This is a genomic window from Martelella mangrovi (assembly GCF_040545495.1).
Taxonomy (GTDB): Bacteria; Pseudomonadota; Alphaproteobacteria; order Rhizobiales; family Rhizobiaceae; genus Martelella; species Martelella mangrovi.
This window is the reverse complement of the sequence record NZ_JBEPLY010000001.1, coordinates 34,362-58,324: the sequence shown is the minus strand read 5'-3', so window position 1 is coordinate 58,324 and position 23,963 is coordinate 34,362. Positions and strand designations below refer to the sequence as shown.

Genomic DNA, 23,963 nt, shown 5'->3' with positions numbered 1-23,963 from the left:
ACCTTTAATCCTTGATCCTCACAGACTCTAAGAAATAAAAGGAATCCAAAGATAGAAAGATTCATTATTTAAAAGGGCTGGGGATATGGTGAAACGGACGCTGGAACGCGTGCTTGAAGGCGAAACCGTCAACCCGCCTCCGATCTGGCTGATGCGTCAGGCCGGTCGCTACCTTCCGGAATACCGGGCCTTGAGAGAAAAGGCCGGTGGCTTTCTCAATCTTTGCTACAATCCTGATTTTGCTACGGAAGTGACGCTGCAGCCGATCAGACGTTATGGTTTTGATGCAGCCATTCTGTTTTCGGACATTCTGGTCATTCCGGATGCACTGAAATGCGGTGTTCGCTTTGAAAAGGGTGAAGGTCCGCGACTGGATCCGATCAATGCCGACGATATAGCAAGGCTGGAAGCCCGCTATGCGGCCAATACACTCGATCCCGTGATCGAAGCTGTTCGCCGTATACGGGCCAGTCTGCCGGAGGAAACGTCGCTTCTGGGGTTCTGCGGCGCGCCCTGGACGGTGGCGACCTATATGATTGCCGGGAAGGGCACGAGCGATCAGGCCCCGGCGCGACTGTTTGCCTATCGGCACAGGAAAGAATTCCTGCAGCTTCTCGATCTGATTGCCGATCTTTCCGCCGATTATCTGATCCGGCAGCTTGAAGCCGGCGCCGATGCGGTGCAGATTTTCGACAGCTGGGCCGGTGTTCTGACAGAAGACGATTTTGCCGATTTTGCCGCCAAACCGGTGGCACGGATTGTCGAGAAAGTGCGAATGGCGGTTCCCGGCGCCAAGATCATCGCCTTTGCCAAGGGCGCGGGCGCAAATCTGTCAACCTACCGGCAGCTGACCGGCGCCAATGCCATCGGTCTCGACTGGACCGTTCCGTTAAGCGTGGCCAAAACCCTGCAAAAAGAAGGACCAGTACAGGGCAATCTCGATCCGCTCGCCATGGTTGTAGGCGGAAAAATGATGGAAGCTCGGGCGACAGCCATAGTTGAAGCGTTGTCCGATGGACCGATGATCTTCAATCTCGGACACGGAATTACACCGGATGTGGACCCTGAAAATGTGGCCGCGCTGGTAAAACGCGTTCGGGGCGAAAAATAATATAAAGAAAACAGATAGATGTGGAGGATACTATGGCGGATCAGGGTGAAACCGGAAAAACCGCGGGAAAGAAATCGGCAAGCCGGGCGACAACGGCGCTTCTCTTGTTTCTGTTCATCTGTCTTGGCTTGTTCAAATTCGACCACGACAATTTCTATCTATGGGCGACTGCCATTCATGTGATGGCGGTGATTTCCTGGATGGCCGGTATGTTCTATATGCCGCGTCTTTTCGTTTATCATGCCGACAGCACGCCGGGATCGGAAAAATCCGAAACCTTCAAGGTCATGGAATCCCGATTGATGAGGGTGATCATGAACCCGGCGATGATCCTGACCTGGATTTTCGGTCTTTATCTGGCATGGGACGGCGGCTGGCTCGTCGATGGCTGGCTTCATGTGAAGATTTTCGCCGTTTTTCTGATGTCCGGCGTTCACGGCTATTTCAGCAAGGCGATGAAGGATTTTGCCGCCGACAAGCGCAAAACGAGCGCGCGGCACTGGCGGATCGTCAATGAAGCACCGACAGTGTTGATGATTATTGCCGTGATCATGGTGATTCTGAAGCCGTTTTAATCGTTTGATGAATAGATTGCCGCGTTTTCCGGCTTAAAAACGCGCTTTTTCTCTTGTAACGCACGCGGCAAATCAGTATCTTCCAGCCAACCCATCCTAAAGGCTGTGCGAAACTCATCTCCTGCGCCAATCCGAATTGGCACTGCTGTACCAGTGCAACCAGCCTTCTTTATCACCACAACAATTCACGGTTTTCTTCATGTCACAAATGAAGCTTCAGGAACTGAAGAGCAAGACACCTACCGATCTCCTGGCCTTTGCGGAATCGCTCGAGGTCGAAGGCGCCAGCACGATGCGCAAGCAGGAACTGATGTTTGCCATTCTGAAAGTGCTGGCCACACAGGATGTCGAAATCATCGGTGAGGGCGTGGTCGAGGTTCTCCAGGACGGCTTCGGTTTTCTGCGCTCGGCCAATGCAAATTATCTGCCGGGACCGGATGATATCTACATCTCGCCGTCGCAGATCCGCCGCTTCGCGCTGAAGACTGGCGACACGGTCGAGGGGCCGATCCGCGGACCGAAAGACGGCGAACGCTATTTTGCCCTTCTGAAGGTCAACACGATCAATTCCGATGATCCGGAAAAGATCCGCCACAAGGTTCATTTCGACAATCTGACGCCGCTTTATCCGAATGAGCGCTTCAACATGGAGCTGGATAATCCGACGTCGAAGGATTTGTCGCCGCGCGTGATCGATCTCGTCGCGCCGCTTGGCAAGGGCCAGCGCGGACTGATCGTTGCGCCGCCGCGTACCGGTAAGACGGTTCTGCTGCAGAATATCGCGCATTCCATCACCGCCAATCATCCCGAATGTTTCCTGATCGTTCTTCTGATCGATGAACGCCCCGAGGAAGTGACGGACATGCAGCGCTCGGTAAAGGGCGAGGTTGTCTCCTCGACCTTCGATGAACCGGCCGTGCGTCACGTTCAGGTGGCTGAAATGGTCATCGAAAAGGCAAAACGCTTGGTCGAACATGGCCGCGACGTGGTTATCCTGCTCGACTCGATCACCCGTCTCGGGCGCGCCTACAACACCGTCGTGCCGTCTTCGGGCAAGGTTTTGACCGGTGGTGTCGATGCCAATGCCCTGCAGCGCCCGAAGCGCTTCTTCGGCGCTGCGCGGAATATCGAAGAGGGCGGTTCGCTGACGATCATCGCTACCGCGCTGATCGATACCGGTAGCCGCATGGATGAAGTCATCTTCGAGGAATTCAAGGGAACCGGTAACTCCGAAATCGTTCTCGATCGCAAGGTCGCCGACAAGCGGATTTTCCCGGCAATGGATATTCTCAAGTCGGGCACCCGCAAGGAAGACCTGCTGGTGCCGCGTCAGGACCTGCAGAAGATCTTCGTTCTGCGCCGGATCCTGGCCCCGATGGGAACGACCGATGGTATCGAATTCCTGATCGACAAGCTGAAGCAGACGAAGAGCAATGCCGAGTTCTTCGAGTCGATGAATACCTGACAGCTGCGAGATGAAAACAGGCCGGTCCGGTGTGTCTGTCACGCCGGGGAAGCCTAGGCAGCATGACGGGGCAGGCGTGTTGTCCTGTCCCATAATGTTTGTCCCCGGGCCTTTGTCCGGGGAAACGGCGCAAAATACCTGTTTTGTTTTGCGCAGACTGCTCAAATGGCCCTGCACAAGCAAGAGATGTGGTCTAATCTCTTAACGCTTTGAATCAAAATAGCATTCTGTCCGTCAGGCCGTCATAGGCGTAGATGATGCGAGCTTCCGATACCATCTTTGCACTTTCAAGCGGCGCCTTGCCGTCCGGCGTTGCGGTTATCCGCATTTCGGGGCCGGGCGCTTTCGATATCTGCGCCTCGGTGGCCGGTCATGTGCCTGAACCGCGGCGCGCGCAGCTTTTGACATTGCGCGGCCGGGATAACACGGCCATCGATCAGGCGCTGGTCCTGACGTTTCGAGGACCGGCCTCTTTTACCGGCGAGGACTGCGTCGAATTTCATCTTCATGGCGGCCGCGCGGTTATCCGTGCCATGCTTGATCTGTTGTCGTCCTTTGCCGATACGCGGCATGCGGAGGCGGGGGAGTTCACTCGGCGGGCCTTTGAAAACGGAAAACTGGATCTCGTCGAGGCTGAAGGCCTTTCCGACGTAATCGTTGCCGAAACGGAGATGCAGCGGCGCCTTGCCATGGAACAGGCAAGCGGTCATCTTTCTAAACTCTATGAGGGATGGGCGAAGGCGCTGACCCATGCCCGGGCGATGATAGAAGCCGAACTCGACTTTTCGGATGAAGAGGATATTCCCGGCTCCGTATCGGAAACCATCTGGCAAAGCGTTGAAGAGATTACCGAATCTATTCGCCGTCATCTGGCCGGTAGCAGAACCGGAGAAATCATTCGTGATGGTTACCAGGTGGTTATCGCCGGACCGCCAAATGCGGGAAAATCAAGTCTTCTCAATGCTCTGGCCAAGCGGGATATTGCCATTGTCACCGATGTGGCCGGCACAACCCGCGATGTGCTCGAGGTTCATCTGGACATTGGCGGCTATGCCGTCCGGCTTTATGATACAGCCGGATTGCGAGAGACCGACGATACGGTCGAGCTTGAAGGGGTGCGCAGGGCACGTGCGCTGCTGGAAACGGCGGATCTGGTGTTGTCTCTGGCCGATATGAGCGGGGAGGAGGATGCCGAAATATTTCCCGACAGAGACTGTTTGAAAATCGGCACCAAGGCTGATCTGTTTTCCGGGCAGCAAAAGGCTGATGCTTTCGATCTGGTGTTGTCCTCGCAAAGCGGGGAGGGGATGGATCGGTTGATCGCGGCTATTTCGGACCGATTGGCCGAGCGTGTTGCCGGGGCGTCGCTCAGTCTACCGGTGCGACAGCGGCAGACGGATTATTTGCGCCAGGCATTGGGCGCACTTGAAGAAGCATCATCCGCACGAGCGCTTTCGCCGGAGCTGCCGTCGGAGTCGCTCAGACGGGCTGCCGAGTCTCTTGGACGGATCACCGGACGGGTGGATGTCGAGGATCTTCTTGACGTGATCTTTTCATCGTTCTGTGTCGGCAAGTAACGATCCGCAAAAGTGTTTCACGTGAAACAATCTTGACTTGCCGCGGACGAGACGGCAAAACCGACGCCAGATTATCGGGGTAGGGGCGATTATCGTCCGGCCGCGAATGGAGCAGTTTCATGACCGATCATTTTGATGTCATCGTCATTGGCGGTGGCCACGCAGGCTGCGAAGCCGTATCCGCGGCAGCGCGCAGCGGCGCAAAAACCGCATTGATCACACATAAACGCGATACCATCGGCGTCATGTCCTGTAATCCTGCGATCGGTGGTCTGGGCAAGGGGCATCTGGTTCGCGAGATCGATGGACTCGACGGGCTGATGGGTCGGGTGGCCGATGCGGCTGCCATCCAGTATCGCATGCTGAACCGACGCAAGGGACCGGCCGTGCGCGGGCCGCGCAGCCAGGCGGATCGCAAGCTCTATCGTCAGACCATGCAGCAGGCACTTGCCGAAATTGCCGGGCTCGATGTTCTGGAAGGCGATGTCTTTGATATTGAAACCCAGAACGGTCGGGTTGTCGCGGTAACCACGAAGGACGGTCACCGTTATGCCTGTGGGGCTGCTGTGCTGACAACCGGCACCTTTCTGCGTGGCCTGATCCATCTCGGCACTCGCCAGATCCCGGCTGGCCGGGTGGGGGAGGCGCCGTCTGTCGGCCTCTCCGATACACTTGCACGGCTCGGCCTGTCGCTCGGCCGTTTGAAGACAGGCACACCGGCGCGGCTGGATGGACGCACCATTGACTGGACGTCACTTGATCGGCAGAAGGCCGACGACGACGCTGTACCATTTTCCTTCATGACCGATGGTGTGCAGAACCCTCAAATTGAATGCGGAATTACCCGGACAACACCTGAGGTCCATGCAATTATCCGTGATAATATCGGGCTATCGGCGATGTATTCGGGGCAGATCGAAGGTGTCGGGCCACGCTATTGTCCTTCGATCGAGGACAAGATCATGCGCTTCGGCGACCGTGACGGACACCAGATCTTTCTGGAACCAGAGGGGCTCGATGACGACACCGTCTATCCCAACGGGATTTCCACCTCGTTGCCGGAGGATGTCCAGCAGGCGTTTATTCGCGCTATTCCCGGGCTGGAAAAGGTCGAAATTTTGCAGCCCGGTTACGCAATTGAGTATGACCACGTCGACCCGCGGGAGCTGATGCCGTCGCTTGAACTGAAGAAGATGCCGGGATTGTTTCTTGCCGGACAGATCAACGGCACCACGGGTTATGAAGAGGCCGGTGCGCAGGGCCTTGTTGCGGGCTTGAATGCCGCACGTCTTGCGGGCGATGCCGAAGCCGTCATTCTGTCGCGGACGGATTCCTATATCGGCGTGATGATCGATGATTTGACGTCGCGCGGTGTTGCCGAACCTTATCGAATGTTCACATCGCGTGCGGAATATCGTCTGACGCTGAGGGCCGACAACGCCGACGAACGGCTGACGCCATTGGCGCTATCGCTTGGCATCGCCTCTTCAGATCGCCGTACGCGCTTCGAGCGTTATACCACTGAGTTAAGCGAGGCGCGGGAAGCATTGAAGGCGCGCTCGTTGACACCGAATGAGGCGGCGACCTATGGGCTGAAACTGAATCAGGACGGACAGCGCCGCACTGCCTATGATCTTCTGGCCTATCCGGATCAGGACTTCGAGTCGCTTGTTGGCATTTGGCCGGAGCTTGGCGAAACCCGCAATGTGGTGCGCAATGCGATTGAGATCGAGGCGGCCTATGCCGTTTATCTGGATCGTCAGGCGGCCGATATTGCCCAGGTCCGCAAGGATGAGGGCAGGGCGATACCGGAAGATTTCGACTATGCGGTGCTCCCCGGTCTTTCCAACGAACTGAAAGGCAAGCTGGAACGGGCGCGTCCCGCAACAATTGCCCAGGCCAGCCGTATCGATGGCATGACGCCGGCGGCGCTGTCGCTGCTGTTGGTGCGTTTGAAAACCGCGCGTTCAGCGGCGGCATGAGCACAGAATGAAGTTGAACGGACAAACTGTTTCACGTGAAACACAGGAACGGCTGGAGCGTTTTGCGGCCCATTTTGAAAAATGGGCAAAGTCGATCAACCTTGTTGCGCCATCAACGCGCCAGCAGTTCTGGGATCGCCATGTTGCCGACAGTGCCCAGATACATCAGCTCTCACCAACGCCAAAAACATGGATCGATATTGGAAGCGGTGGCGGTTTTCCGGGGATGATTACGGCTATTTTCCTTGCCGAACAGGGCGAGGGCTGGGTTCATCTTGTCGAAAGCAACAATAAGAAAGCCTCGTTTCTGCGCACCGCGATCCGGCAGACCGAGGCCCGCGCCAGCGTCCACGCTATTCGCGCCGAAACGGCATCTGCAGAAATAGAAAGTGCTAAAGCCATGTCGGCACGGGCGCTGGCCGATCTGTCTCTTTTGCTGGGCTATGCGCAGCCGTGGTTTGAAGCTGATCCCGAATTTCGGGCGTTTTTCCACAAAGGTCGGGATTATCAGCGCGAAATCGACAAAGCGCGTGACCAGTGGGACTTCGATCTGGTAAAATATGAAAGCAAGGTTGAACCCGGCTCCGTAGTTCTGGAAATTTCGCGCCTTGCGTCATCATCAGCCTTCTAGACAATGGCGGAATGGTTAATGAATCGTAAAACGCGTGTTATCACGGTTGCCAACCAGAAGGGCGGCGTCGGAAAAACTACCACTGCTATCAATCTGGCCACCGCACTTGCTGCCATCGGCGAGAAGGTTCTGGTGCTCGATCTCGATCCGCAGGGCAATGCCAGCACCGGTCTGGGCATCGAACGTGATCAGCGAGACGTGTCAGCCTATGATGTTCTGGTCGGCGACAAGACAATTTCCGAGGCCGCGATACCCACGGCGGTTCCCAATCTCGATCTTGTCCCCTCGACACTTGATCTTCTGGGATTCGAACTTGAGATCGCATCAGATCCGCGCCGTGTCTTCAAACTGCGTGATGCCTTGAGCCAGTCCGATGTTGGCCGGTATCGCTATGTCTTCTGCGATTGCCCGCCGTCTTTCAATTTGCTGACGATGAATGCCATGGGGGCTGCTCAGGCCGTTCTCGTTCCGTTGCAGTGTGAATTTTTTGCGCTTGAAGGATTGAGCCAGCTTCTGGACACGGTTTCGGAGGTGCGCAGCACAATCAATCCGGGGCTGGAAATTCAGGGCGTGGTTCTGACCATGTATGATTCGCGCAATAATCTGGCCCAGCAAGTGGTTTCGGATGTGCGCGAATATATGGGGGACAAGGTCTACAAGACGCTGATTCCGCGTAATGTTCGGGTTTCCGAGGCGCCGTCTTTCGGCAAGCCTGTCATTCTTTACGATCTGAAGTGCCAGGGCAGTCAGGCCTATATCCAGCTGGCTTCGGAAATCATCCAGCGTGAACGGGCGCTGGCAGCGGCCTGACAGGCCGTAATGCGTATTTGTCGGTAAGGTGATGATATGAGCGAAGACACTTCAAAACGGCGGCTCGGGCGCGGCCTTGCAGCCCTGATCGGTGATATTGAAAAAACTGAGCCGTCCGAGGAGGCGTCCGTAACGCCGGTGACGGCAGACAGGCGTATCCCTGTCGAGTTCATTTCGCGAAACCCGCGAAATCCCCGCCGTCATTTTGAAGAGGATGATCTTCGCGATCTGGCTGCATCGGTTCGCCAGCACGGTATTGTTCAGCCGGTTGTGGTGCGTACGATTGGCGAGAACCGCTTCGAGATCATCGCTGGTGAGCGCCGCTGGCGTGCTTCGCAGCTGGCCGGTCTTTCCGAAGTGCCGGTGCTGATCCGGGATGTCGATGACAGAACGGCACTGGAAATCGCCATTGTCGAGAATGTGCAGCGCGCTGATCTCAACCCGCTTGAAGAAGCGAATGGTTACGAGCTTCTGATGGCCGAACACGGCTATACCCAGAATGATCTCGGCGAGATTATCGGCAAAAGCCGCAGCCATGTTGCAAACAGTCTGCGGCTGTTGAAACTGCCGGAAAGCGTGCGCGACATGCTCGGGGAAGGGGTGTTGTCTGCCGGCCATGCCCGCGCCCTGATTTCAGCGCCGGATCCGGATGCTCTGGCGCGGACCGTTGTTGAAAAGGGTCTTTCCGTGCGCGAGGCCGAGAAGCTTGCGCAAAGAGCGATAGAAGGCGGCGGCACCCGCGCCTCCAGGCCGCAGAAGCAGAAAGATGCCGATACACTGGCGCTCGAACGTTCGCTGTCAGATCGGCTTGGTCTTGCCATCACGATCGATCACAAGAGCAGCGGTGGCCAGGTTCGTATTTCGTATACATCTCTGGATCAGCTGGATGATATCTGCAGGCGGTTGGAGCGAAATCCATAAAATTGTATCATGTCAAATTGAAGTGATACAATTTTATCATTTATCATCAGCCTCTTAATGCTGTGTGCTTTGTTTTTCACTCTGATTCGGATTGCTGGCGCTGAACGATTGTACATCGTGCCTGCGGCCGATCTGTAGTGAGAGAACCGGTAAGCGCACCGATTATTATTATGTCTCAATATCGATTTGGAAATCGCAGTCAGGCTGTCTGAAGCTGCGTAGGGGAAGGGCGACGCTGCGTTCTATTTGCGGCGGTTTGATCTCAGCGTGAGGGCCAGCAAGGTCTGCATGGCGATGCTCTCCTCTAGGGCGGGATAGCGGCGCGTGTTGAGGACGGCTTCCGACAGCATGCGCAGCGCGCGCTCGGTGGCATTGCCGTCCCAGGCCGACAGTGCCTTTTCAAACACCGGTTTGCGGCGGAAGAATATCTGCTTTCCATGGGTCTGCATCACCTGGCTTGCCGGCTGACGCTTGCTTTCCATGTCGGCGCGCATGCGGTCAAGAAGGTGAAACTGTCGGATACAGCCGTTGAAGATCAGGAAAATCGGCGTTTTGGACTGTGAAATCTTCGCCATGGAGTGGCGGAGAGCGGCCACGTCACCGGAAAGCACGGCGTCGACGGCATCATCGGCGGAAATCGCGCTGGCGTCACCTATAACGGCGGTAATGTCATCTTCATTGATGACCTCGAACCCGCGGCCATAAAGCGCAAGCTTTTCGATTTCATTGCGCGTGGCCAGCCTGTCGCCGCCGATCATGGAGACAAGAAGCTGGCGCGCCTGCGGTGTTATTCGCAGATTGGCTTCGCCGAGCGTCTGGTCAATAAGCGCGTTGAGCGCCCGCGCATCGTCGGCGTAGCAGGGGATTGCAGCGATCTGGCGCGATGTCTCCGCGGCCTTGCGCATGGCCGTGCCCTTGCGCAGCTCTCCTGCCTCGATGATAAGACAGGCGCTTTCAGGCGGGCGTTCGGAAAGCGTGTTCAGCGCGCTTGTCAGCGCCTTGTCATTGCCGCCGGCACGCACCCAGACAAGGCGGGACCCGCCGAAAAGCCCGATTGCGTTGACTTCATCAACGACCCGGCCAGCATCCCCTTCGATATCGCCGATATCGAGCTTCATGACGGAAAACGGATCGTCGAGCGGAACGCCGGTGCTTTTGGCAATCAGGCCCGCGCGCTCGCTGACAAGACCGCGATCGGGACCATAGATCAGGAACAACCGGTAGCGCGCGGCGTCCTGCCGGAGGAACTCATCGAACTTGTAGGATTTGATTTCCGTCATCGCTCAACCGGTTCCGATCGTTACTGCGGACGTTCAGGCCTGTTTTTTTAACCCGGGCCTGCGGATATCGATCAGGCCCGGGCGGTCATGCGCGCATTGTCGCCGGACAGCCTAATTTACCGGCTGTTTGGGCAGCTCGAGCGGTGGTTCCTTGCTGAGCGCTATTGCCAGATCGGCATTGATGATCTCGGCAACTTCCTTGGAGGCGCGCTGTTCGCCATCGCTAATTGCCCTCAACTTGGCAAATTCCTGTGAAGGAAAGTCGAGAAGCGCTGTTGCCTGACGGCGGCCGCTTGCAAGAAGCTTGTTGTCTTCCCGCCGGCGCAGCGCAAAATCCGCTGTCACGATCGTGCGTCCGGCACGCGCGGTATCCGATGAGTCGTCCTGCAGCAGTTCCGAGGTCACGGAAAAGGCGGAAAGGTTGACATCATATTTTGCGTTGATGCTTTCGCCCGCGCCGCCGCCGGTCAGGAAGATCAGCTCATTGCGGACATATTGTGCGACCTGCGTTGTCGGCACGGAAAAGGCAAGTTCATGCATTTTCGCGTTCAGCGCCGTGCCTTCCGCGCCGCCATAAAGCGGCCGCACCTGGCAGGATGCCAGCGTGGCAACGGCGGCAAGGGCGCCAAGTGAAAAGGCAATCGCTCTCAGACGTGGTTTAGACAACAACATTCACGATCCTTTGCGGCACAACGATGATCTTGCGCGGGGCCTTGCCATCCAGCGCCCGAACGACCGCTTCAAGCTCCAGCACCGCCGATTTGATACTGTCCTGATCGGCATCGCGCGCCACCGTCAGTTCAGCGCGCTTCTTGCCGTTGATCTGGACCGGCAGCGTGATTTCATTGTCGGCTGTCAGGGCTTCATCATAGTCCGGCCAGGCCGCCATGGCGATCATACCCTCAGCGCCGAGCGCCTGCCAGCATTCTTCGGCCAGATGCGGCATCATCGGTGCAAAACAATGGGTCAGGAACAGGCTTGCCTGTTTCACAGCGCCGCGCAGTTCGTCATCCGCCGTCTCGATTTCCGAAAGCGGCTGCGCCAGCACGTTCACCAGTTCGTAGATCCGCGCAATCGCCTTGTTGAACCCGAGGCCGTCGAGGTCGGCTGCCACGGCCTTCAGCGTCTTGTGGGCAGCACGGGAGATTTCGAGTGCCTTTCCGTCCTTGCCTGCTGCAGGTTCGACACCGGCGAGCGTCGGGGCAGCTTCGGATACCAGCCGCCAGATGCGCTGCACGAAGCGGAACGTGCCCTGAACGCCGGCTTCGGTCCAGACCACGTCGCGGTCCGGCGGGGAATCCGACAGCACGAAGAAACGGGCCGTGTCGGCGCCATAGGTCGCCAGAATATCATCCGGGTCGATAACGTTCTTCTTCGACTTCGACATTTTCTCGATGGCGCCGATGGCAACCTCTTCACCGGTTTCGGTGAGGACGGCCTTGCGAACGCCATCTGTCTCGTCCACCGTGACGTCTGTCGGAGGGACCCAACGGCCTTTCGGCCCGCTGCCGCCGATACGATAGGTTTCATGCACCACCATGCCCTGTGTGAACAGGCCCTTGAACGGCTCTTCGTGGTTCACGTGGCCGGTTGCCTTCATCGCGCGGGTGAAGAAGCGCGAATAGAGCAGGTGCAGAATGGCGTGCTCGATGCCGCCGATATACTGATCGACCGGCAGCCAGCGGTCGGCCACGGCCGGGTCCGTCGGCGCGTCCTCGTGCGGCGCGGTAAAGCGGGTGTAATACCAGCTGGAATCCACGAATGTGTCCATCGTGTCGGTTTCGCGCCGTGCATCCTTGCCGCATTGCGGGCAGGCGACGTGACGCCATGTGGCGTGACGGTCGAGTGGATTGCCGGGCTTTTCGAAATCGATGTCGTCGGGCAGCTGAACCGGAAGATCAGCCTTGGGAACCGGCACCACGCCGCAGTCATCGCAGTGGATGACCGGGATCGGGCAGCCCCAGTAGCGTTGACGGGAAATGCCCCAGTCGCGCAGGCGGAAATTGACCTTGCGTTCGCCGCGCGGCGCACCGCGCACGACATCGCCTTCGAGCTTTTGCGCAACGGTTTCAAAGGCATCCGTGGTGCTCATACCGTCGAGGAAGCGCGAATTGATCATCACGCCATCATCGGTATAGGCCTCGTCGCCGATGGTAAAGCTTGCCGCATCGCCATCCTTCGGCATTACCACGGCCGTCACCGGCAGGCCGAACTTACGGGCGAAATCCAGGTCGCGCTGGTCACCGGAGGGGCAACCGAAGATCGCGCCCGTGCCGTAATCCATCAGCACGAAATTGGCGACGTAGACCGGCAGTTCCCAGCTGTCGTCAAAGGGATGACGCACGCGAATACCGGTGTCGACGCCCTTCTTTTCAGCCGTCTCGAGGGCTGCCAGCGACGTTCCGGCGCGCCGCGTCTCCTCGCAGAAGGCGGCAACCTTGTCGTCGTGCTTCGCGGCTTCCTTGGCCAGCGGGTGGTCGGCGGAAATCGCCATGAAGGATGCGCCGAACAGCGTATCGGGGCGGGTGGTGTAGACGGTGATCTCCTCGTGATCGCCGGCCTTGCCCGCACCGTCGGCAATGTCCCAGCGCACCATCATGCCTTCGGAGCGGCCGATCCAGTTTTTCTGCATCAACCGGACCTTTTCCGGCCAGTGGTCGAGCGTGTCGAGCGCGTCCAGCAGGTCCTGAGCGTAATCGGTGATCCTGAAGAACCACTGTGTCAGCTCGCGGCTTTCAACCAGCGCGCCGGAGCGCCAGCCGCGGCCCTCGATCACCTGCTCATTGGCCAGCACGGTCATGTCGACCGGGTCCCAGTTCACCTTCGACTGCTTGCGATAGACCAGGCCCTTTTCCAGCATGTCGAGGAACAGATGCTGCTGGCGCTGATAATATTCGACATCGCAGGTGGCGAATTCACGGGTCCAGTCCAGCGACAGGCCCATGGACTTGAGCTGATTGCGCATGGTCGCGATGTTGTCATAGGTCCAGTCCTTGGGGTGGACCTTGTTCTGCATCGCAGCGTTTTCCGCCGGCATGCCGAAGGCGTCCCAGCCCATCGGGTGCAGAACATTGAAGCCGCGTGCCCGTTTATAGCGCGCCACGACATCGCCCATGGCGTAGTTGCGGACATGGCCAATGTGAATGCGTCCCGACGGATAGGGAAACATTTCAAGCACATAATAGGTATCGCGCGGGTCGGCATTATCGGTGACGAAGACATTGTCCTCGTTCCACTTCTTCTGCCATTCGGGTTCGACTTTGCGCGGGTTATATCGTTCAGAGGCCATAGTGCAGCTACTCGGTCATTTTCTTTTGGATTTTGGCGGTGAGCTTCATCATGAAAGCGCCTCAGCGTCAAGTTAAACGGGGCGATTTGGCGGTGCGGGAAACCGCTGCGGACCCGTTGCGGCGCACCGCACCTTTGCCATAAGGTGCGCCGACATGAATTGAAGGGAGTTCAGGCCGATGGGTGTTCGCGAAAACCTCGAAGATGTGCGCACGAAAATCGCTGCAGCCGAACATGAGGCCGAGCGGGCAAAAGACGCGGTGACGCTGGTGGCCGTTTCCAAGACCCACGAGGCCGATATGATCCGCGAGGCCATTGCGGCAGGCCAGCGGGTGTTCGGCGAAAACCGGGTGCAGGAAGCGCAGCGGAAGTTTCCGGAACTGAAGCAGGAAACGCCGGATCTTGAACTGCGCCTTATCGGGCCGCTGCAATCCAACAAGGCAGAGGATGCGGTAAAGCTGTTCGATGTGATCGAAAGCGTTGACCGCGAGAAGATTGCCCGCGCGCTTGCCAAGGAAATGGCCAAGCAGGGCAGGGCACCCCGGCTTTATGTTCAGGTGAATACCGGCAATGAGCCGCAAAAGGCCGGAATCGACCCGCGTGAGACGGGGGCATTTCTGACACTGTGCCGTGATGAGCTGGGTCTTGAGATCGAAGGTCTGATGTGTATTCCGCCGGCCGGCGAAAATCCCGGTCCGCATTTCGCGCTGCTTGCCGATCTGGCGAAAGAAAACAGCGTGCCGAAACTGTCCATGGGCATGTCCGGCGACTATGAAATCGCGGTTGCCTTCGGCGCGACCAGCGTGCGTGTTGGCTCCGCGATCTTCGGCGCGCGTGATTACGCGGCGTAAATCGGGTGAGGGGGCGGCCGAAGCCGCCCGCTTTTGTCAGTAAAGTTCGGCCAGTGTTTCACGTGAAAACGCTTCGAGCCTGTCGGTCTCGTCGGCCTTTATCTTTTTCACCCATTCAGGGTCCCGCAGAAGGGCGCGACCAACCGCGATGAGGTCGAATTCGTTCTTTTCCATACGGTCGACCAGCCGGGTAATGCCTGCTGCGGAAACCGACGTCTGCTGGCCGCCGAAGGAACCGAGGAAGTCGGCGCCGTCAAGGCCGACGGAACCGACGGAGATCGTCGGAACGCCGGTAATCTTCTTGGCCCAGCCGGCGAAGTTGAGGCCGTTTTCGCCGTCGATTTCGGGAAATTCCGGCTCCCAGAAGCGGCGTTGCGAGCAGTGGAGAATATCCGCACCCGCATCCACCAGCGGTTCCAGCCATTCGGCCATCTCGTCGGGCGAGGTGGCGATCCTGGCGCCGTAATCCTGCTGTTTCCACTGGCTGAGGCGGATGATGACGGGCATGTCGTCGGAGACGGCTTCCCGCACGGCTTTCAGGGTCTCGACGGCAAACCGCACGCGCTCGGAAATGGAAGGGCCGCCCCAGCGGTCGGTGCGCAGATTGAGCTCCGGCCAGAAGAACTGGTCGATCAGGTAACCGTGCGCGCCATGCAGCTCGACCACGTCGAAACCGAGGCGCTCGGCATCGGCTGCGGCTTTGGCATAGGCAGCGATCGTGTCGGCGATGTCTTCCTCGCTCATGGCCCGGCCGCGCTTCTCGCCCGGTTTGACAAAGCCGGACGGGCTTTCGGTTTCATCCGGGTCCGGATAGTCCGGGCTGGCAACCGTATTGGCGACATGCCAGATCTGCGGGCCCATCCTGCCGCCGGCAGCATGAACCGTATCGATGACATTCTTCCAGCCGGCAAGCGCCTTTTCGCCGTGAAAATCAGGGATAGCCGGGTCGTTTTTCGAGGTCGGCCGGTCGATGACGGTGCCTTCGGAGAGGATCAGGCCGACATCGTTTTGCGCGCGACGCCTGTAATAGGCGGCCACATTGTCGCCGGGAATACCTTCCGGCGAGAAGCTGCGCGTCATCGGCGCCATGACGATGCGGTTTTTCAGCTCGAGTTTCTTGAATTTGAACGGCCTGAACAGGGCGTCTGTTGTGCTTTGGGGCATGAATTTTCCTTCCGGTCGGATCTGTCCTGGGAAATGACGCCGCTATAGGTATAAAATATAGACCTAGTGTCAATAAGGCACTATGCTTTGCCTAGGTATAGGAGAGGAAACCCATGGATCAGCGCGTCGAACAATGTCCGCAATTCAATGCCGGCTGCATGAGCCGGGAGATTCTCGACCAGATCTCCGGCAAGTGGTCGATCATGACCTTGACAGTGCTTTCCTACGGGCCGCATCGCTTCAATGCCATCAGGAAACGTCTGGAAGGGGTCAGTCAGAAGGCGCTGACCGACACATTGCGCAGGCTTGAACGCAACGGTCTCGTCCGGCGCCATGTGCTGGCGACCTCACCGGTCGGTGTCGAATACGAACTGACCGCGCTCGGCGCGTCGGTGAAAGCGCTCTATTGCGGTCTCTATGACTGGGTTGTGGAGAACGGCGCAGAGATCGCCGAGGCCCGCAAGGATTTTGACCGGAAGATGGGCTGAAAACAACGCGGTCAGGAAAAACTGAAATATCGCCGTTTTCAGCTATCGGAAGGGGCAACTGGGCCCCTCCCTTGCCATGAATGAAGCGTACCGCTGCTGATCAGCGGTCATCCTCGTCCTTGTCTTCATCGTCATTGTTGTTGAGCGATGCAAAGCGCGAGAACACCTCGTCGGCGGACATTTCCTTGTCTTCCTGCGACGAAGAGCTGACGCTGTCGCCAAGGCTTTCCATCTCGCTGGCAGAGGCAAGCCGCGCGTTGTCGAGTTCTTCCGCAGACGGCAGCGGACGGTCCTTGGCGGATTTTTCGACTTCAAGGTCCAGATCGATCTGGCTGCAGAGGCCGAGCGTGACCGGATCCATCGGCGTCAGATTGGCCGAGTTCCAGTGGGTGCGGTCGCGGATCTGCTCGATGGTCGACTTGGTGGTGCCGACAAGGCGCGAAACCTGCGCGTCCTTCAGTTCCGGATGGTTGCGCACCAGCCACAGGATGGCGTTCGGGCGGTCCTGACGCTTGGAAACCGGCGTGTAACGCGGGCCCTTGCGCTTGGATTCCGGCACGCGCACCTTCGGTTCGGAAAGCTTCAGCTTGTGGTTCGGGTTGCCTTCCGCACGTGCAATCTCTTCACGCGAAAGCTGTCCGGTCGAGATCGGGTCGAGGCCCTTGATGCCTTGTGCGGATTCGCCGTCCGCGATCGCCTTGACTTCCAGCGGGTGGAGTTTGCAGAGATCGGCAATCTGATCGAACGACAAGGCCGTGTTGTCCACGAGCCATACGGCTGTCGCCTTGGGCATAAGCAGCTTTTGTGCCATTGGATATAGTCCTTCTGTCGTCCGCGCCGGTGTCGCGGTCCGTGGGTGTTTGCCACAATTTCCGGGAATACATGGGCGTTCATATAATCCCTATGCGCTTCGAATGCAATCACGTCGAAACAATTGACGAATGTCTTATTGAAGACATCGTCTGAGACTGTATGAATGGGGACAACGGAGGAAATCATGAGGAGGAAAGCATGTCAGGCAAGACCTATCCGGTTTTGAAGCAGGCGAAGACGCGTGCTCTGATCGACGCCAACAAATACGAGAAATGGTATCAGGAAAGCGTCGAGGAGCCTGAAATCTTCTGGGACCGGCACGGCCGCCGGATCGACTGGTTCAAGCCCTATACCAAGATCAAGAATACGTCGTTCAAGGGCCGGGTCTCGATCAAGTGGTTCGAGGATGGCCAGACCAATGTCTCCTACAACTGTATCGACCGCCACCTGAAGACCCACGGGGAACAGACCGCCATCATCTGGGAAGGCGACAACCCTTATATCGACAAGAAGATCACCTATAACCAGCTTTACGATCAGGTTTGCCGGATGGCGAACGTGATGAAGAAGTACGGCGTCAAGAAGGGCGACCGGGTGACGATCTACATGCCGATGGTGCCGGAAGCGGTTTATGCGATGCTGGCCTGCGCGCGCATCGGCGCAATCCATTCGGTGGTGTTTGCAGGCTTTTCGCCGGAAGCGCTGGCCGGCCGTATCGTCGATTGTGAATCGACCTTCGTGGTCACCTGCGATCAGGGCGTGCGCGGCGGCAAGCCGATCCAGCTGAAGGAAAATGTCGACCTCGCCATCGATATCGCGGCAAAACAGTATGTCCTCGTCAACCACGTACTGTGCGTGCGCCGCACCGGCGGCCATGTCGGCTGGGCCCGCGGTCGCGACATGTGGTATCACGAGGAAATCAAGACCGTGAAGGGCGATTGCCCGCCGGTGAAGATGAAGGCGGAAGACCCGTTGTTTATCCTCTATACATCCGGTTCCACCGGCAAGCCGAAGGGTGTTCTGCACACCACCGGCGGCTATCTCGTCTGGGCCTCGATGACCCATGAATATGTGTTCGACTACAAGGAGGGCGATATCTACTGGTGCGCGGCCGATGTCGGCTGGGTTACCGGCCATTCCTATATCGTCTACGGGCCGCTGGCCAATTGCGCCACGACGGTGATGTTCGAGGGCGTGCCCACCTTCCCGGATTCCGGCCGGTTCTGGGAAGTGATCGACAAGCACAAGGTCAACATTCTCTACACCGCGCCGACGGCGATCCGCGCGCTGATGGGGGCCGGCGACGATCTGGTGAAGAAATCTTCGCGCGAGAGCCTGCGTCTCCTGGGCTCGGTCGGCGAGCCGATCAATCCGGAAGCCTGGGAATGGTACTACCGCGTTGTCGGTGAGGAGCGCTGCCCGATTGTCGATACCTGGTGGCAGACGGAAACCGGCGGCATGATGATCACGCCGATGCCGGGGGTCACCGATCTCAAGCCCGGTTCGGCCACGCGGCCGTTCTTCGGTGTCCAGCCGCAACTGGTCGACAATGAGGGCAATGTGCTGGAAGGGGCTGCCGACGGCAATCTGTGCATCACCGACAGCTGGCCCGGCCAGGCGCGCTCGGTCTATGGCGACCATCACCGTTTCGTCCAGACCTATTTCTCGACCTATAAGGGGAAATATTTCACCGGTGACGGCTGCCGGCGCGACGAGGACGGCTATTACTGGATCACCGGCCGCGTCGATGATGTGCTCAATGTTTCCGGCCACCGGCTCGGAACGGCGGAAATCGAAAGCGCGCTGGTTTCGCACCATTTCGTGTCCGAAGCGGCCGTGGTCGGTTATCCGCATCCGGTCAAGGGGCAGGGCATTTACTGCTATGTCACGCTGATGAGCGAGCACGATCCCGACGAGGCGCTGCGGCAGGAACTGGTCAAATGGGTGCGCGCCGAAATCGGACCGATCGCTACGCCGGACAAGATCCAGTTTGCGCCGGGCCTGCCAAAGACACGCTCCGGCAAGATCATGCGCCGCATCCTGCGCAAGATCGCCGAGGATGATTTCGGCGCGCTCGGCGATACTTCGACGCTTGCCGATCCCGATGTCGTCGACGATCTGATCGAAAACCGTCAGAACAAATCCAAGGCGGCATAGGTATGTTTGAGACAGGGAAGCGGCCATATCAGGCGCTTCCCTGTCTTTCCATTCAAAGGCGGAGGGCAGTATAGGATGTTTCGGATCGTCGCCATCGTCGCGTTGATTATCTGTGCAACGGTAGCCCGGGCGGATGATCTGAAGGCCGGATGGAGCGTGCAATTCCATCAGGACATTTTTGACAGGACGATCATACCGCTTGCGATGGTCTCTGAGACAGGCGACGATTTCGATAAGGCTTCGCTGGGTGCCGTCTGTTCAAAAGACGGCAATGTCGTCATCTTCTTCCAGCCGGAACGCATCATGATGTTCGAAACAGCCGCAAAACTGGCGCTTCGGTCAGGCGATGATGTTACGGAATATAGTTTCGTTTCGGAAAAGATTCCTGCTTTCGGCAGCCTTCTTGCCATTGATGCCGATCAATCCCGGAAAATCATGACCCTGTTCAGCAATGCCGACAGTGCTGATCTGGCTTTCCGCACGGAAAAGAAAAATGGCCTTCTCAGCAGTATCGGGGCGAAGAAAGCCTTTGATATCGTGCAGGCAAACTGTCCGGGCACGGGCAATTAGTACGAACAGCGAAGAGACGAAGACCACCACGCTTTCTTCCTTCCCCCGTTTTCAAGCCATCCATGTCCTTTTATGCTGACGCAGCAATGCAGGAAGGAATGTCATGACAATCGGATTTATCGGAACGGGCGAGATCACGCGGGCGGTGGTGATCGGCATGAGCACGGTCGAGGGCGAAAAGCCGACCATTCTTCTGTCGCCGCGCAACGAGCAGATTGCGGCGGAACTGGCCGACCGCTTCGAAAATGTCGAAATCGCCGGCAGCAATCAGGACGTGGTCGATGGTTCTGAAACCGTTTGCTTGGCGCTCAGGCCGCAGGATGGCGAGGCGATCACCGCGGATCTGAAATTCGGAACGGAGCACCACGTCATCAGTTTCATGCCGACCTACAGCCAGGCGCGGCTTTCAAGGATCGTGGCGCCGGCGACGCGGATCACGCTCGTCACGCCGCTGCCGGCGGTTGCCTTCCATGGCGGGCCGACACCGGTTTTCCCGCCGGATGAGGACGCGATTGAAATGTTCGAACCGCTCGGCACGGTCGTTGCGGTCGAAACCGAGGCCGAATATCAGGCACTATGTGTCGCTACCGCTTCGCTTGCCGGGGCTTATGCCTATTACGAGACCATTGCAGACTGGTTGCAGGGCAAGGATGTGCCGGCCGACAAGGCACGGGCCTTTTCCGGTGCCGTGTTCTATGCGTTGGCGGCAACGGCCCGCAATGCACCGGATATGTCGTTTTCCGAACTGACCCATGAATCGGCCACCCGTGGCGGCACCAATGAGCAGGTGCTGACCCATCTGAAGGAAAACCAGGTCTATACGGAATTTTCAAAAGCGCTTGACGGGATCTGGGACCGGTTCGAGAATGCGAAACCCACTTCCGACTGACAGGATATGCCAATGAACTCCGCCGCGCTTTTCGGGCCGTTGGTCCTTGCCTGGACCGCTTATTTCATCGCCGTGGTCAGCCCCGGCCCGGCAACGCTTGCCATTGCCGGCACGGCCATGGGCCACGGCCGGCGCCAGGCCATTGCACTTGCAAACGGCGCTTTGACCGGTTCGTTTTTCTGGGCAGTGCTGGCGGGCACCGGCATGGCGGCCATCGTAACAAAACTTGCCTATGGTCTGATGGTGCTGAAAATTGTCGGCGGGTGCTACCTGCTTTACCTCGCCTTCAAGAGTTTTCGTGCGGCCACGCGGTCGGATGCGCATGCCATGGTGCCGAAGATTGCCGGGCGTTCAGGCTTCGGCGCGTTTTACCGGCGCGGCCTTTACATCCACCTCACCAATCCGAAGGCGATCTTCACCTGGGTCTCGCTTGTGTCCATTGGCCTGCCGCAGAATGCGGGCTATGGGACAATCATCCTGTTCATCGTCGTTGCCGAGTTTATCGGCTTTCTCACCTTCAACACGCTGGCGCTGCTGTTTTCGTCCGGCGTGGTCGTGCGTGGCTACCACAAGGCCCGCCGCGCCATCGAGGGGACCATGGCGGTTCTCTTTACACTCGCAGGCTTCAAGCTCCTCACAACACGGATCTGATATGCTTGATGAAGACGACATAGCGAACCGGCTGCTCGCATTGGAGCCGGGCGAGTTTCATTTCCCGACGCTTTATGGCGAGGGCTGGAACCGGCTCTATATCGGCGACAAGGTGAAAATCGGCCGCGAATTCCTCAATGCCGTGCGCAAAGGGCGCTTTCCCGATGTGGAAGACACCGGCCGCAAGAAGGGCGGCGGCCGGATCTACCTGAAGAAGGGATAGCGCCCTGTTTCACTCGGCGGCCTGGCTGCCGGTGCCGAAACGGTTTTCGATATAGTCATCGACCATGGCCTCGAAATCAGCAGCGATGTTGGGACCGCGCAGGGTCTTGGCTTTCTTGCCGTCGATGAAGACCGGGGCTGCCGGGGTTTCGCCGGTGCCGGGCAGCGAAATGCCGATATCGGCGTGCTTGCTCTCACCCGGGCCGTTGACGATGCAACCCATGACGGCAACGTTGAGGGCCTCTACGCCCGGATATTTCTCACGCCAGATCGGCATGTTCTTGCGGATATCGGACTGGATCTTCGAGGCCAGCTCCTGAAACACCGTCGAGGTCGTACGCCCGCAGCCGGGACAGGCGGCCACCACCGGCACGAACTGGCGAAAGCCCATGACCTGCAGCAGTTCCTGCGCCACCTGCACCTCACGGGTGCGGTCGCCGCCGGGTTCCGGCGTCAGCGAAACGCGGATCGTGTCGCCGATGCCGTGCTGCAATACATAGCCCATGGCCGCAGACGATGCGACGATGCCCTTGGTGCCCATGCCGGCTTCCGTGAGGCCAAGATGCAGCGCGTGGTCGGAACGTTCAGCGATCATCGAATAGACCGCGATCAGGTCCTGAACCTGGGAAACCTTGGCCGACAGGATGATGCGGTTTCTTGGCAGGCCGATCTCTTCAGCCAGATCCGCCGAAATCAACGCCGACTGGACGATCGCCTCGCGGGTGACATCGCGGGCGGAAAGCGGTGAACCGGCTTCGGAATTTTCGTCCATCAGCCGTGTCAGCAATTCCTGGTCGAGCGAACCCCAGTTGACGCCGATGCGCACCGGCTTGTCGTAACGGATCGCCATTTCGATGATATCGGCAAACTGCTTGTCGCGCTTGTCGCGAAAGCCGACATTACCGGGATTGATGCGGTATTTGGCAAGCGCCTCCGCGCAGGCCGGATGATCGGCGAGAAGCTTGTGGCCGATATAGTGAAAATCGCCGACCAGCGGCACATCGAGGCCGAGATGTTCCAGCCGTTCGCGAATGCGCGGCACGGCGGCGGCCGCCTCGTCGCGGTCAACGGTGATGCGCACCAGTTCGGAGCCGGCTTTCGACAGGGCGGCAACTTGCGCCACAGTGGCGTCGATATCGGCCGTGTCGGTATTGGTCATGGACTGCACGACCACCGGCGCGCCGCCGCCGACAAGCACGCCACCGACATTGACGGCAACGGATGCGCGACGGGGCAGGGGATCGAAATTGCGGGGGGCGGCAAAGGTCATCATTTTCTCCGAAACGGAAACTGCCTTTCAGGTGGTACAATGCCGCCATCTTGTCAACTGTCAGCCCACCTTGTCGCGGTCGGCATAACGCATCAGCGGCGCCAGCAGGAAGACGATAACATGCAGCAGCGACAAGCCGACAAAAATCGGTGCAAAGCCGGTATGCTCGGCCAGAAAGCCGATCGCCGAAGGGGCGACCAGAATGCCGGAATAGCCGAGCGTGGTCGTGACTGACAGGCCGATACCCGGCGCCATGCCCGGCAGATTGCCGGCGGCGGAAAACGCAATCGGCACCATGTTGGAAATGCCGAGACCGGCAATCGCGAAACCGATGATGATGATCGGCGTCGTGGGGGCGAGGCCCGCAAGCAGCAGTCCGATGACCGAGAGCACCGCGCAGATCCGCATGGTGGTTACCCCGCCGAGACGATCGCGCACGAGATCGCCGGCAAAGCGCATCGTCGTCATGGAGAGCTGGAAGGCAGCATAACCGAATCCGGCCCAGGCGATATCGACGCCCAGTTCGTCATGCAGATAAAGCGCGCTCCAGTCGGTGACCGCCCCTTCCGGGATCATCGAAAACAGCGCCACGACCCCGATCAGCCAGGGAAGCGGTGTCATCGGCAGGCGGATCTTCTGGTGTTTTTCTTCTCCGTCGGGGGTATCCGCCACCAGCCGGGGAAACGACGCGGCCAGAAACGCGCCGGCGAGCACGGTTGCGGCAATCGCATGGCCAAGCGGGCCGATCGTCGAAATCAGAAAGCCGCCGAGACCGGCGCCCAGAAGCCCGCCAAGGCTCCAGAAGGCATGGCAGGATGACATGATCGCCCGGTGTTCCACCTTTTCCACAGCCACCGTGTTGGCATTCATCGAGACATCCATGGCCGCCATCAGGCCGCCGAAAAAAAAGATCACGATAACGGCGAGCCAGATGCTGTTGACCACGGTGATCAGGATCAGCGACGGCAGAAACATCAGCGCCGCTGCCCTGACGACGCTGGTGGAGCCGAAGCGGGCATTGAAGATGCCGGTCATCGGCATGGCGAGAATTGAACCTACCCCGAAGACCAGAATCATCAGGCCGAGTTCGCCCTCCGAAAGGCCCAGCTTTTCGGCAAAGATCGGAATTTTCGGCGCCCAGGAGCCCATATAGAAGCCGTTCATCAGAAACAGCAGCGAAACACCGAGACGATGCGGCGACATGTAGCGGCGCGGACGGCTGGTTTCGGCAAGCGGGGTATCGGTCAT

At 58.5% G+C, this 23,963-nt stretch carries 22 protein-coding genes; 15 read left to right on the top strand and 7 right to left on the bottom strand.

Annotation, left to right across the window (positions count from 1 at the left end):
• Nucleotides 1–85: 85 nt before the first annotated feature.
• The 8 genes from hemE (at nucleotide 86) to ABID12_RS00235 (ending at nucleotide 9,072) form a co-directional block, all read left to right on the top strand.
• On the top strand, nucleotides 86–1,111 hold the full coding sequence (gene hemE / locus ABID12_RS00270) for a uroporphyrinogen decarboxylase (RefSeq protein WP_354432627.1): 1,026 nt from the start codon (nucleotides 86–88) through the stop codon (nucleotides 1,109–1,111).
• Nucleotides 1,112–1,143: 32 nt separating this feature from the next.
• Entirely contained in the window at nucleotides 1,144–1,686 is a 543-nt protein-coding gene (gene hemJ / locus ABID12_RS00265) for a protoporphyrinogen oxidase HemJ (protein WP_106309306.1), read from the top strand.
• A gap of 199 nt (nucleotides 1,687–1,885) precedes the next feature.
• Nucleotides 1,886–3,151: a transcription termination factor Rho gene (gene rho / locus ABID12_RS00260; protein ID WP_106309308.1), complete on the top strand. Its 1,266-nt coding sequence runs from the start codon at nucleotides 1,886–1,888 to the stop codon at nucleotides 3,149–3,151.
• A gap of 257 nt (nucleotides 3,152–3,408) precedes the next feature.
• Nucleotides 3,409–4,728 carry a tRNA uridine-5-carboxymethylaminomethyl(34) synthesis GTPase MnmE gene (gene mnmE, locus ABID12_RS00255; protein WP_354432626.1) on the top strand — a complete coding sequence of 440 codons (1,320 nt, stop codon included), beginning with the start codon at nucleotides 3,409–3,411 and terminating at the stop codon, nucleotides 4,726–4,728.
• Between the two features lie 119 nt (nucleotides 4,729–4,847).
• Complete coding sequence (gene mnmG, locus ABID12_RS00250) at nucleotides 4,848–6,710, top strand: tRNA uridine-5-carboxymethylaminomethyl(34) synthesis enzyme MnmG (RefSeq protein ID WP_354432625.1); 1,863 nt, start codon at nucleotides 4,848–4,850, stop codon at nucleotides 6,708–6,710.
• A gap of 7 nt (nucleotides 6,711–6,717) precedes the next feature.
• Nucleotides 6,718–7,341 (top strand): 16S rRNA (guanine(527)-N(7))-methyltransferase RsmG, encoded by a 624-nt coding sequence (rsmG, locus tag ABID12_RS00245; protein ID WP_354432624.1) that lies wholly within the window; start codon nucleotides 6,718–6,720, stop codon nucleotides 7,339–7,341.
• An 18-nt stretch (nucleotides 7,342–7,359) separates the two neighbouring features.
• The gene (locus ABID12_RS00240) at nucleotides 7,360–8,151 is read left to right on the top strand and encodes a ParA family protein (protein ID WP_106309319.1); all 792 of its coding nucleotides are present in this window, start codon (nucleotides 7,360–7,362) and stop codon (nucleotides 8,149–8,151) included.
• A 36-nt stretch (nucleotides 8,152–8,187) separates the two neighbouring features.
• Nucleotides 8,188–9,072 carry a ParB/RepB/Spo0J family partition protein gene (locus tag ABID12_RS00235; RefSeq protein ID WP_319518407.1) on the top strand — a complete coding sequence of 295 codons (885 nt, stop codon included), beginning with the start codon at nucleotides 8,188–8,190 and terminating at the stop codon, nucleotides 9,070–9,072.
• A 242-nt stretch (nucleotides 9,073–9,314) separates the two neighbouring features.
• Here ABID12_RS00235 and holA read toward each other — a convergent pair whose 3' ends face one another.
• From holA to leuS, 3 genes are all read right to left on the bottom strand, one after another.
• Nucleotides 9,315–10,352: a DNA polymerase III subunit delta gene (holA, locus tag ABID12_RS00230; RefSeq protein ID WP_354432623.1), complete on the bottom strand. Its 1,038-nt coding sequence runs from the start codon at nucleotides 10,350–10,352 to the stop codon at nucleotides 9,315–9,317.
• A gap of 111 nt (nucleotides 10,353–10,463) precedes the next feature.
• Nucleotides 10,464–11,024, bottom strand: coding sequence for a hypothetical protein (locus ABID12_RS00225; RefSeq protein ID WP_354432622.1), 561 nt, complete (start codon nucleotides 11,022–11,024; stop codon nucleotides 10,464–10,466).
• Nucleotides 11,011–13,641: a leucine--tRNA ligase gene (gene leuS / locus ABID12_RS00220; protein WP_354432621.1), complete on the bottom strand. Its 2,631-nt coding sequence runs from the start codon at nucleotides 13,639–13,641 to the stop codon at nucleotides 11,011–11,013. Before leuS ends, ABID12_RS00225 begins: the two co-directional genes overlap by 14 nt.
• Before the next feature lie 178 nt (nucleotides 13,642–13,819).
• Between leuS and ABID12_RS00215 the strand changes: the two genes are divergently transcribed.
• Nucleotides 13,820–14,491, top strand: coding sequence for a YggS family pyridoxal phosphate-dependent enzyme (locus tag ABID12_RS00215; RefSeq protein WP_354432620.1), 672 nt, complete (start codon nucleotides 13,820–13,822; stop codon nucleotides 14,489–14,491).
• Between the two features lie 36 nt (nucleotides 14,492–14,527).
• Here the strand turns inward: ABID12_RS00215 and ABID12_RS00210 are convergent, their stop codons facing one another.
• Entirely contained in the window at nucleotides 14,528–15,655 is a 1,128-nt protein-coding gene (locus tag ABID12_RS00210; protein ID WP_319518412.1) for an NADH:flavin oxidoreductase, read from the bottom strand.
• A gap of 113 nt (nucleotides 15,656–15,768) precedes the next feature.
• On the opposite strand from ABID12_RS00210, the gene ABID12_RS00205 reads away from it, so the two are divergent.
• The gene (locus ABID12_RS00205; protein ID WP_106309341.1) at nucleotides 15,769–16,143 is read left to right on the top strand and encodes a winged helix-turn-helix transcriptional regulator; all 375 of its coding nucleotides are present in this window, start codon (nucleotides 15,769–15,771) and stop codon (nucleotides 16,141–16,143) included.
• 100 nt (nucleotides 16,144–16,243) lie between these two features.
• On the opposite strand, the gene ABID12_RS00200 is transcribed toward ABID12_RS00205, so the two are convergent.
• Nucleotides 16,244–16,954 carry a DUF1013 domain-containing protein gene (locus ABID12_RS00200; protein ID WP_354432619.1) on the bottom strand — a complete coding sequence of 237 codons (711 nt, stop codon included), beginning with the start codon at nucleotides 16,952–16,954 and terminating at the stop codon, nucleotides 16,244–16,246.
• 200 nt (nucleotides 16,955–17,154) lie between these two features.
• On the opposite strand from ABID12_RS00200, the gene acs reads away from it, so the two are divergent.
• The 5 genes from acs to ABID12_RS00175 all read left to right on the top strand — a co-directional run bounded on the left by acs (nucleotide 17,155) and on the right by ABID12_RS00175 (nucleotide 21,446).
• Complete coding sequence (gene acs / locus ABID12_RS00195; RefSeq protein WP_319518414.1) at nucleotides 17,155–19,113, top strand: acetate--CoA ligase; 1,959 nt, start codon at nucleotides 17,155–17,157, stop codon at nucleotides 19,111–19,113.
• A 75-nt stretch (nucleotides 19,114–19,188) separates the two neighbouring features.
• Nucleotides 19,189–19,683: a hypothetical protein gene (locus ABID12_RS00190; RefSeq protein WP_319518415.1), complete on the top strand. Its 495-nt coding sequence runs from the start codon at nucleotides 19,189–19,191 to the stop codon at nucleotides 19,681–19,683.
• Between the two features lie 103 nt (nucleotides 19,684–19,786).
• On the top strand, nucleotides 19,787–20,572 hold the full coding sequence (locus ABID12_RS00185) for an NAD(P)-binding domain-containing protein (protein WP_354432618.1): 786 nt from the start codon (nucleotides 19,787–19,789) through the stop codon (nucleotides 20,570–20,572).
• 12 nt (nucleotides 20,573–20,584) lie between these two features.
• Nucleotides 20,585–21,223, top strand: coding sequence for a LysE family translocator (locus tag ABID12_RS00180; protein WP_354432617.1), 639 nt, complete (start codon nucleotides 20,585–20,587; stop codon nucleotides 21,221–21,223).
• 1 nt (nucleotide 21,224) lies between these two features.
• Nucleotides 21,225–21,446 (top strand): DUF1413 domain-containing protein, encoded by a 222-nt coding sequence (locus ABID12_RS00175; protein ID WP_354432616.1) that lies wholly within the window; start codon nucleotides 21,225–21,227, stop codon nucleotides 21,444–21,446.
• Nucleotides 21,447–21,455: 9 nt separating this feature from the next.
• On the opposite strand, the gene ispG is transcribed toward ABID12_RS00175, so the two are convergent.
• On the bottom strand, nucleotides 21,456–22,715 hold the full coding sequence (gene ispG, locus ABID12_RS00170; RefSeq protein ID WP_354432615.1) for a flavodoxin-dependent (E)-4-hydroxy-3-methylbut-2-enyl-diphosphate synthase: 1,260 nt from the start codon (nucleotides 22,713–22,715) through the stop codon (nucleotides 21,456–21,458).
• A 60-nt stretch (nucleotides 22,716–22,775) separates the two neighbouring features.
• Nucleotides 22,776–23,963: an MFS transporter gene (locus ABID12_RS00165; RefSeq protein ID WP_354432614.1), complete on the bottom strand. Its 1,188-nt coding sequence runs from the start codon at nucleotides 23,961–23,963 to the stop codon at nucleotides 22,776–22,778.

Bases quoted from the DNA above. Each gene is read 5' to 3' on its own strand.
- ABID12_RS00240 (WP_106309319.1), top strand. From the start codon at position 7,360: ATGAATCGTAAAACGCGTGTTATCACGGTTGCCAACCAGAAGGGCGGC.
- hemJ (WP_106309306.1), top strand. From the start codon at position 1,144: ATGGCGGATCAGGGTGAAACCGGAAAAACCGCGGGAAAGAAATCGGCA.
- ABID12_RS00200 (WP_354432619.1), bottom strand. From the start codon at position 16,954: ATGGCACAAAAGCTGCTTATGCCCAAGGCGACAGCCGTATGGCTCGTG.
- mnmE (WP_354432626.1), top strand. From the start codon at position 3,409: ATGCGAGCTTCCGATACCATCTTTGCACTTTCAAGCGGCGCCTTGCCG.
- ABID12_RS00185 (WP_354432618.1), top strand. From the start codon at position 19,787: ATGACAATCGGATTTATCGGAACGGGCGAGATCACGCGGGCGGTGGTG.
- hemE (WP_354432627.1), top strand. From the start codon at position 86: ATGGTGAAACGGACGCTGGAACGCGTGCTTGAAGGCGAAACCGTCAAC.
- ABID12_RS00205 (WP_106309341.1), top strand. From the start codon at position 15,769: ATGGATCAGCGCGTCGAACAATGTCCGCAATTCAATGCCGGCTGCATG.
- acs (WP_319518414.1), top strand. From the start codon at position 17,155: ATGTCAGGCAAGACCTATCCGGTTTTGAAGCAGGCGAAGACGCGTGCT.
- leuS (WP_354432621.1), bottom strand. From the start codon at position 13,641: ATGGCCTCTGAACGATATAACCCGCGCAAAGTCGAACCCGAATGGCAG.
- ABID12_RS00180 (WP_354432617.1), top strand. From the start codon at position 20,585: ATGAACTCCGCCGCGCTTTTCGGGCCGTTGGTCCTTGCCTGGACCGCT.
- ABID12_RS00165 (WP_354432614.1), bottom strand. From the start codon at position 23,963: ATGACCGATACCCCGCTTGCCGAAACCAGCCGTCCGCGCCGCTACATG.
- rho (WP_106309308.1), top strand. From the start codon at position 1,886: ATGTCACAAATGAAGCTTCAGGAACTGAAGAGCAAGACACCTACCGAT.
- ABID12_RS00190 (WP_319518415.1), top strand. From the start codon at position 19,189: ATGTTTCGGATCGTCGCCATCGTCGCGTTGATTATCTGTGCAACGGTA.
- mnmG (WP_354432625.1), top strand. From the start codon at position 4,848: ATGACCGATCATTTTGATGTCATCGTCATTGGCGGTGGCCACGCAGGC.
- ABID12_RS00210 (WP_319518412.1), bottom strand. From the start codon at position 15,655: ATGCCCCAAAGCACAACAGACGCCCTGTTCAGGCCGTTCAAATTCAAG.
- ABID12_RS00175 (WP_354432616.1), top strand. From the start codon at position 21,225: ATGCTTGATGAAGACGACATAGCGAACCGGCTGCTCGCATTGGAGCCG.
- ABID12_RS00225 (WP_354432622.1), bottom strand. From the start codon at position 11,024: ATGTTGTTGTCTAAACCACGTCTGAGAGCGATTGCCTTTTCACTTGGC.
- holA (WP_354432623.1), bottom strand. From the start codon at position 10,352: ATGACGGAAATCAAATCCTACAAGTTCGATGAGTTCCTCCGGCAGGAC.
- ABID12_RS00235 (WP_319518407.1), top strand. From the start codon at position 8,188: ATGAGCGAAGACACTTCAAAACGGCGGCTCGGGCGCGGCCTTGCAGCC.
- ispG (WP_354432615.1), bottom strand. From the start codon at position 22,715: ATGACCTTTGCCGCCCCCCGCAATTTCGATCCCCTGCCCCGTCGCGCA.
- ABID12_RS00215 (WP_354432620.1), top strand. From the start codon at position 13,820: ATGGGTGTTCGCGAAAACCTCGAAGATGTGCGCACGAAAATCGCTGCA.
- rsmG (WP_354432624.1), top strand. From the start codon at position 6,718: ATGAAGTTGAACGGACAAACTGTTTCACGTGAAACACAGGAACGGCTG.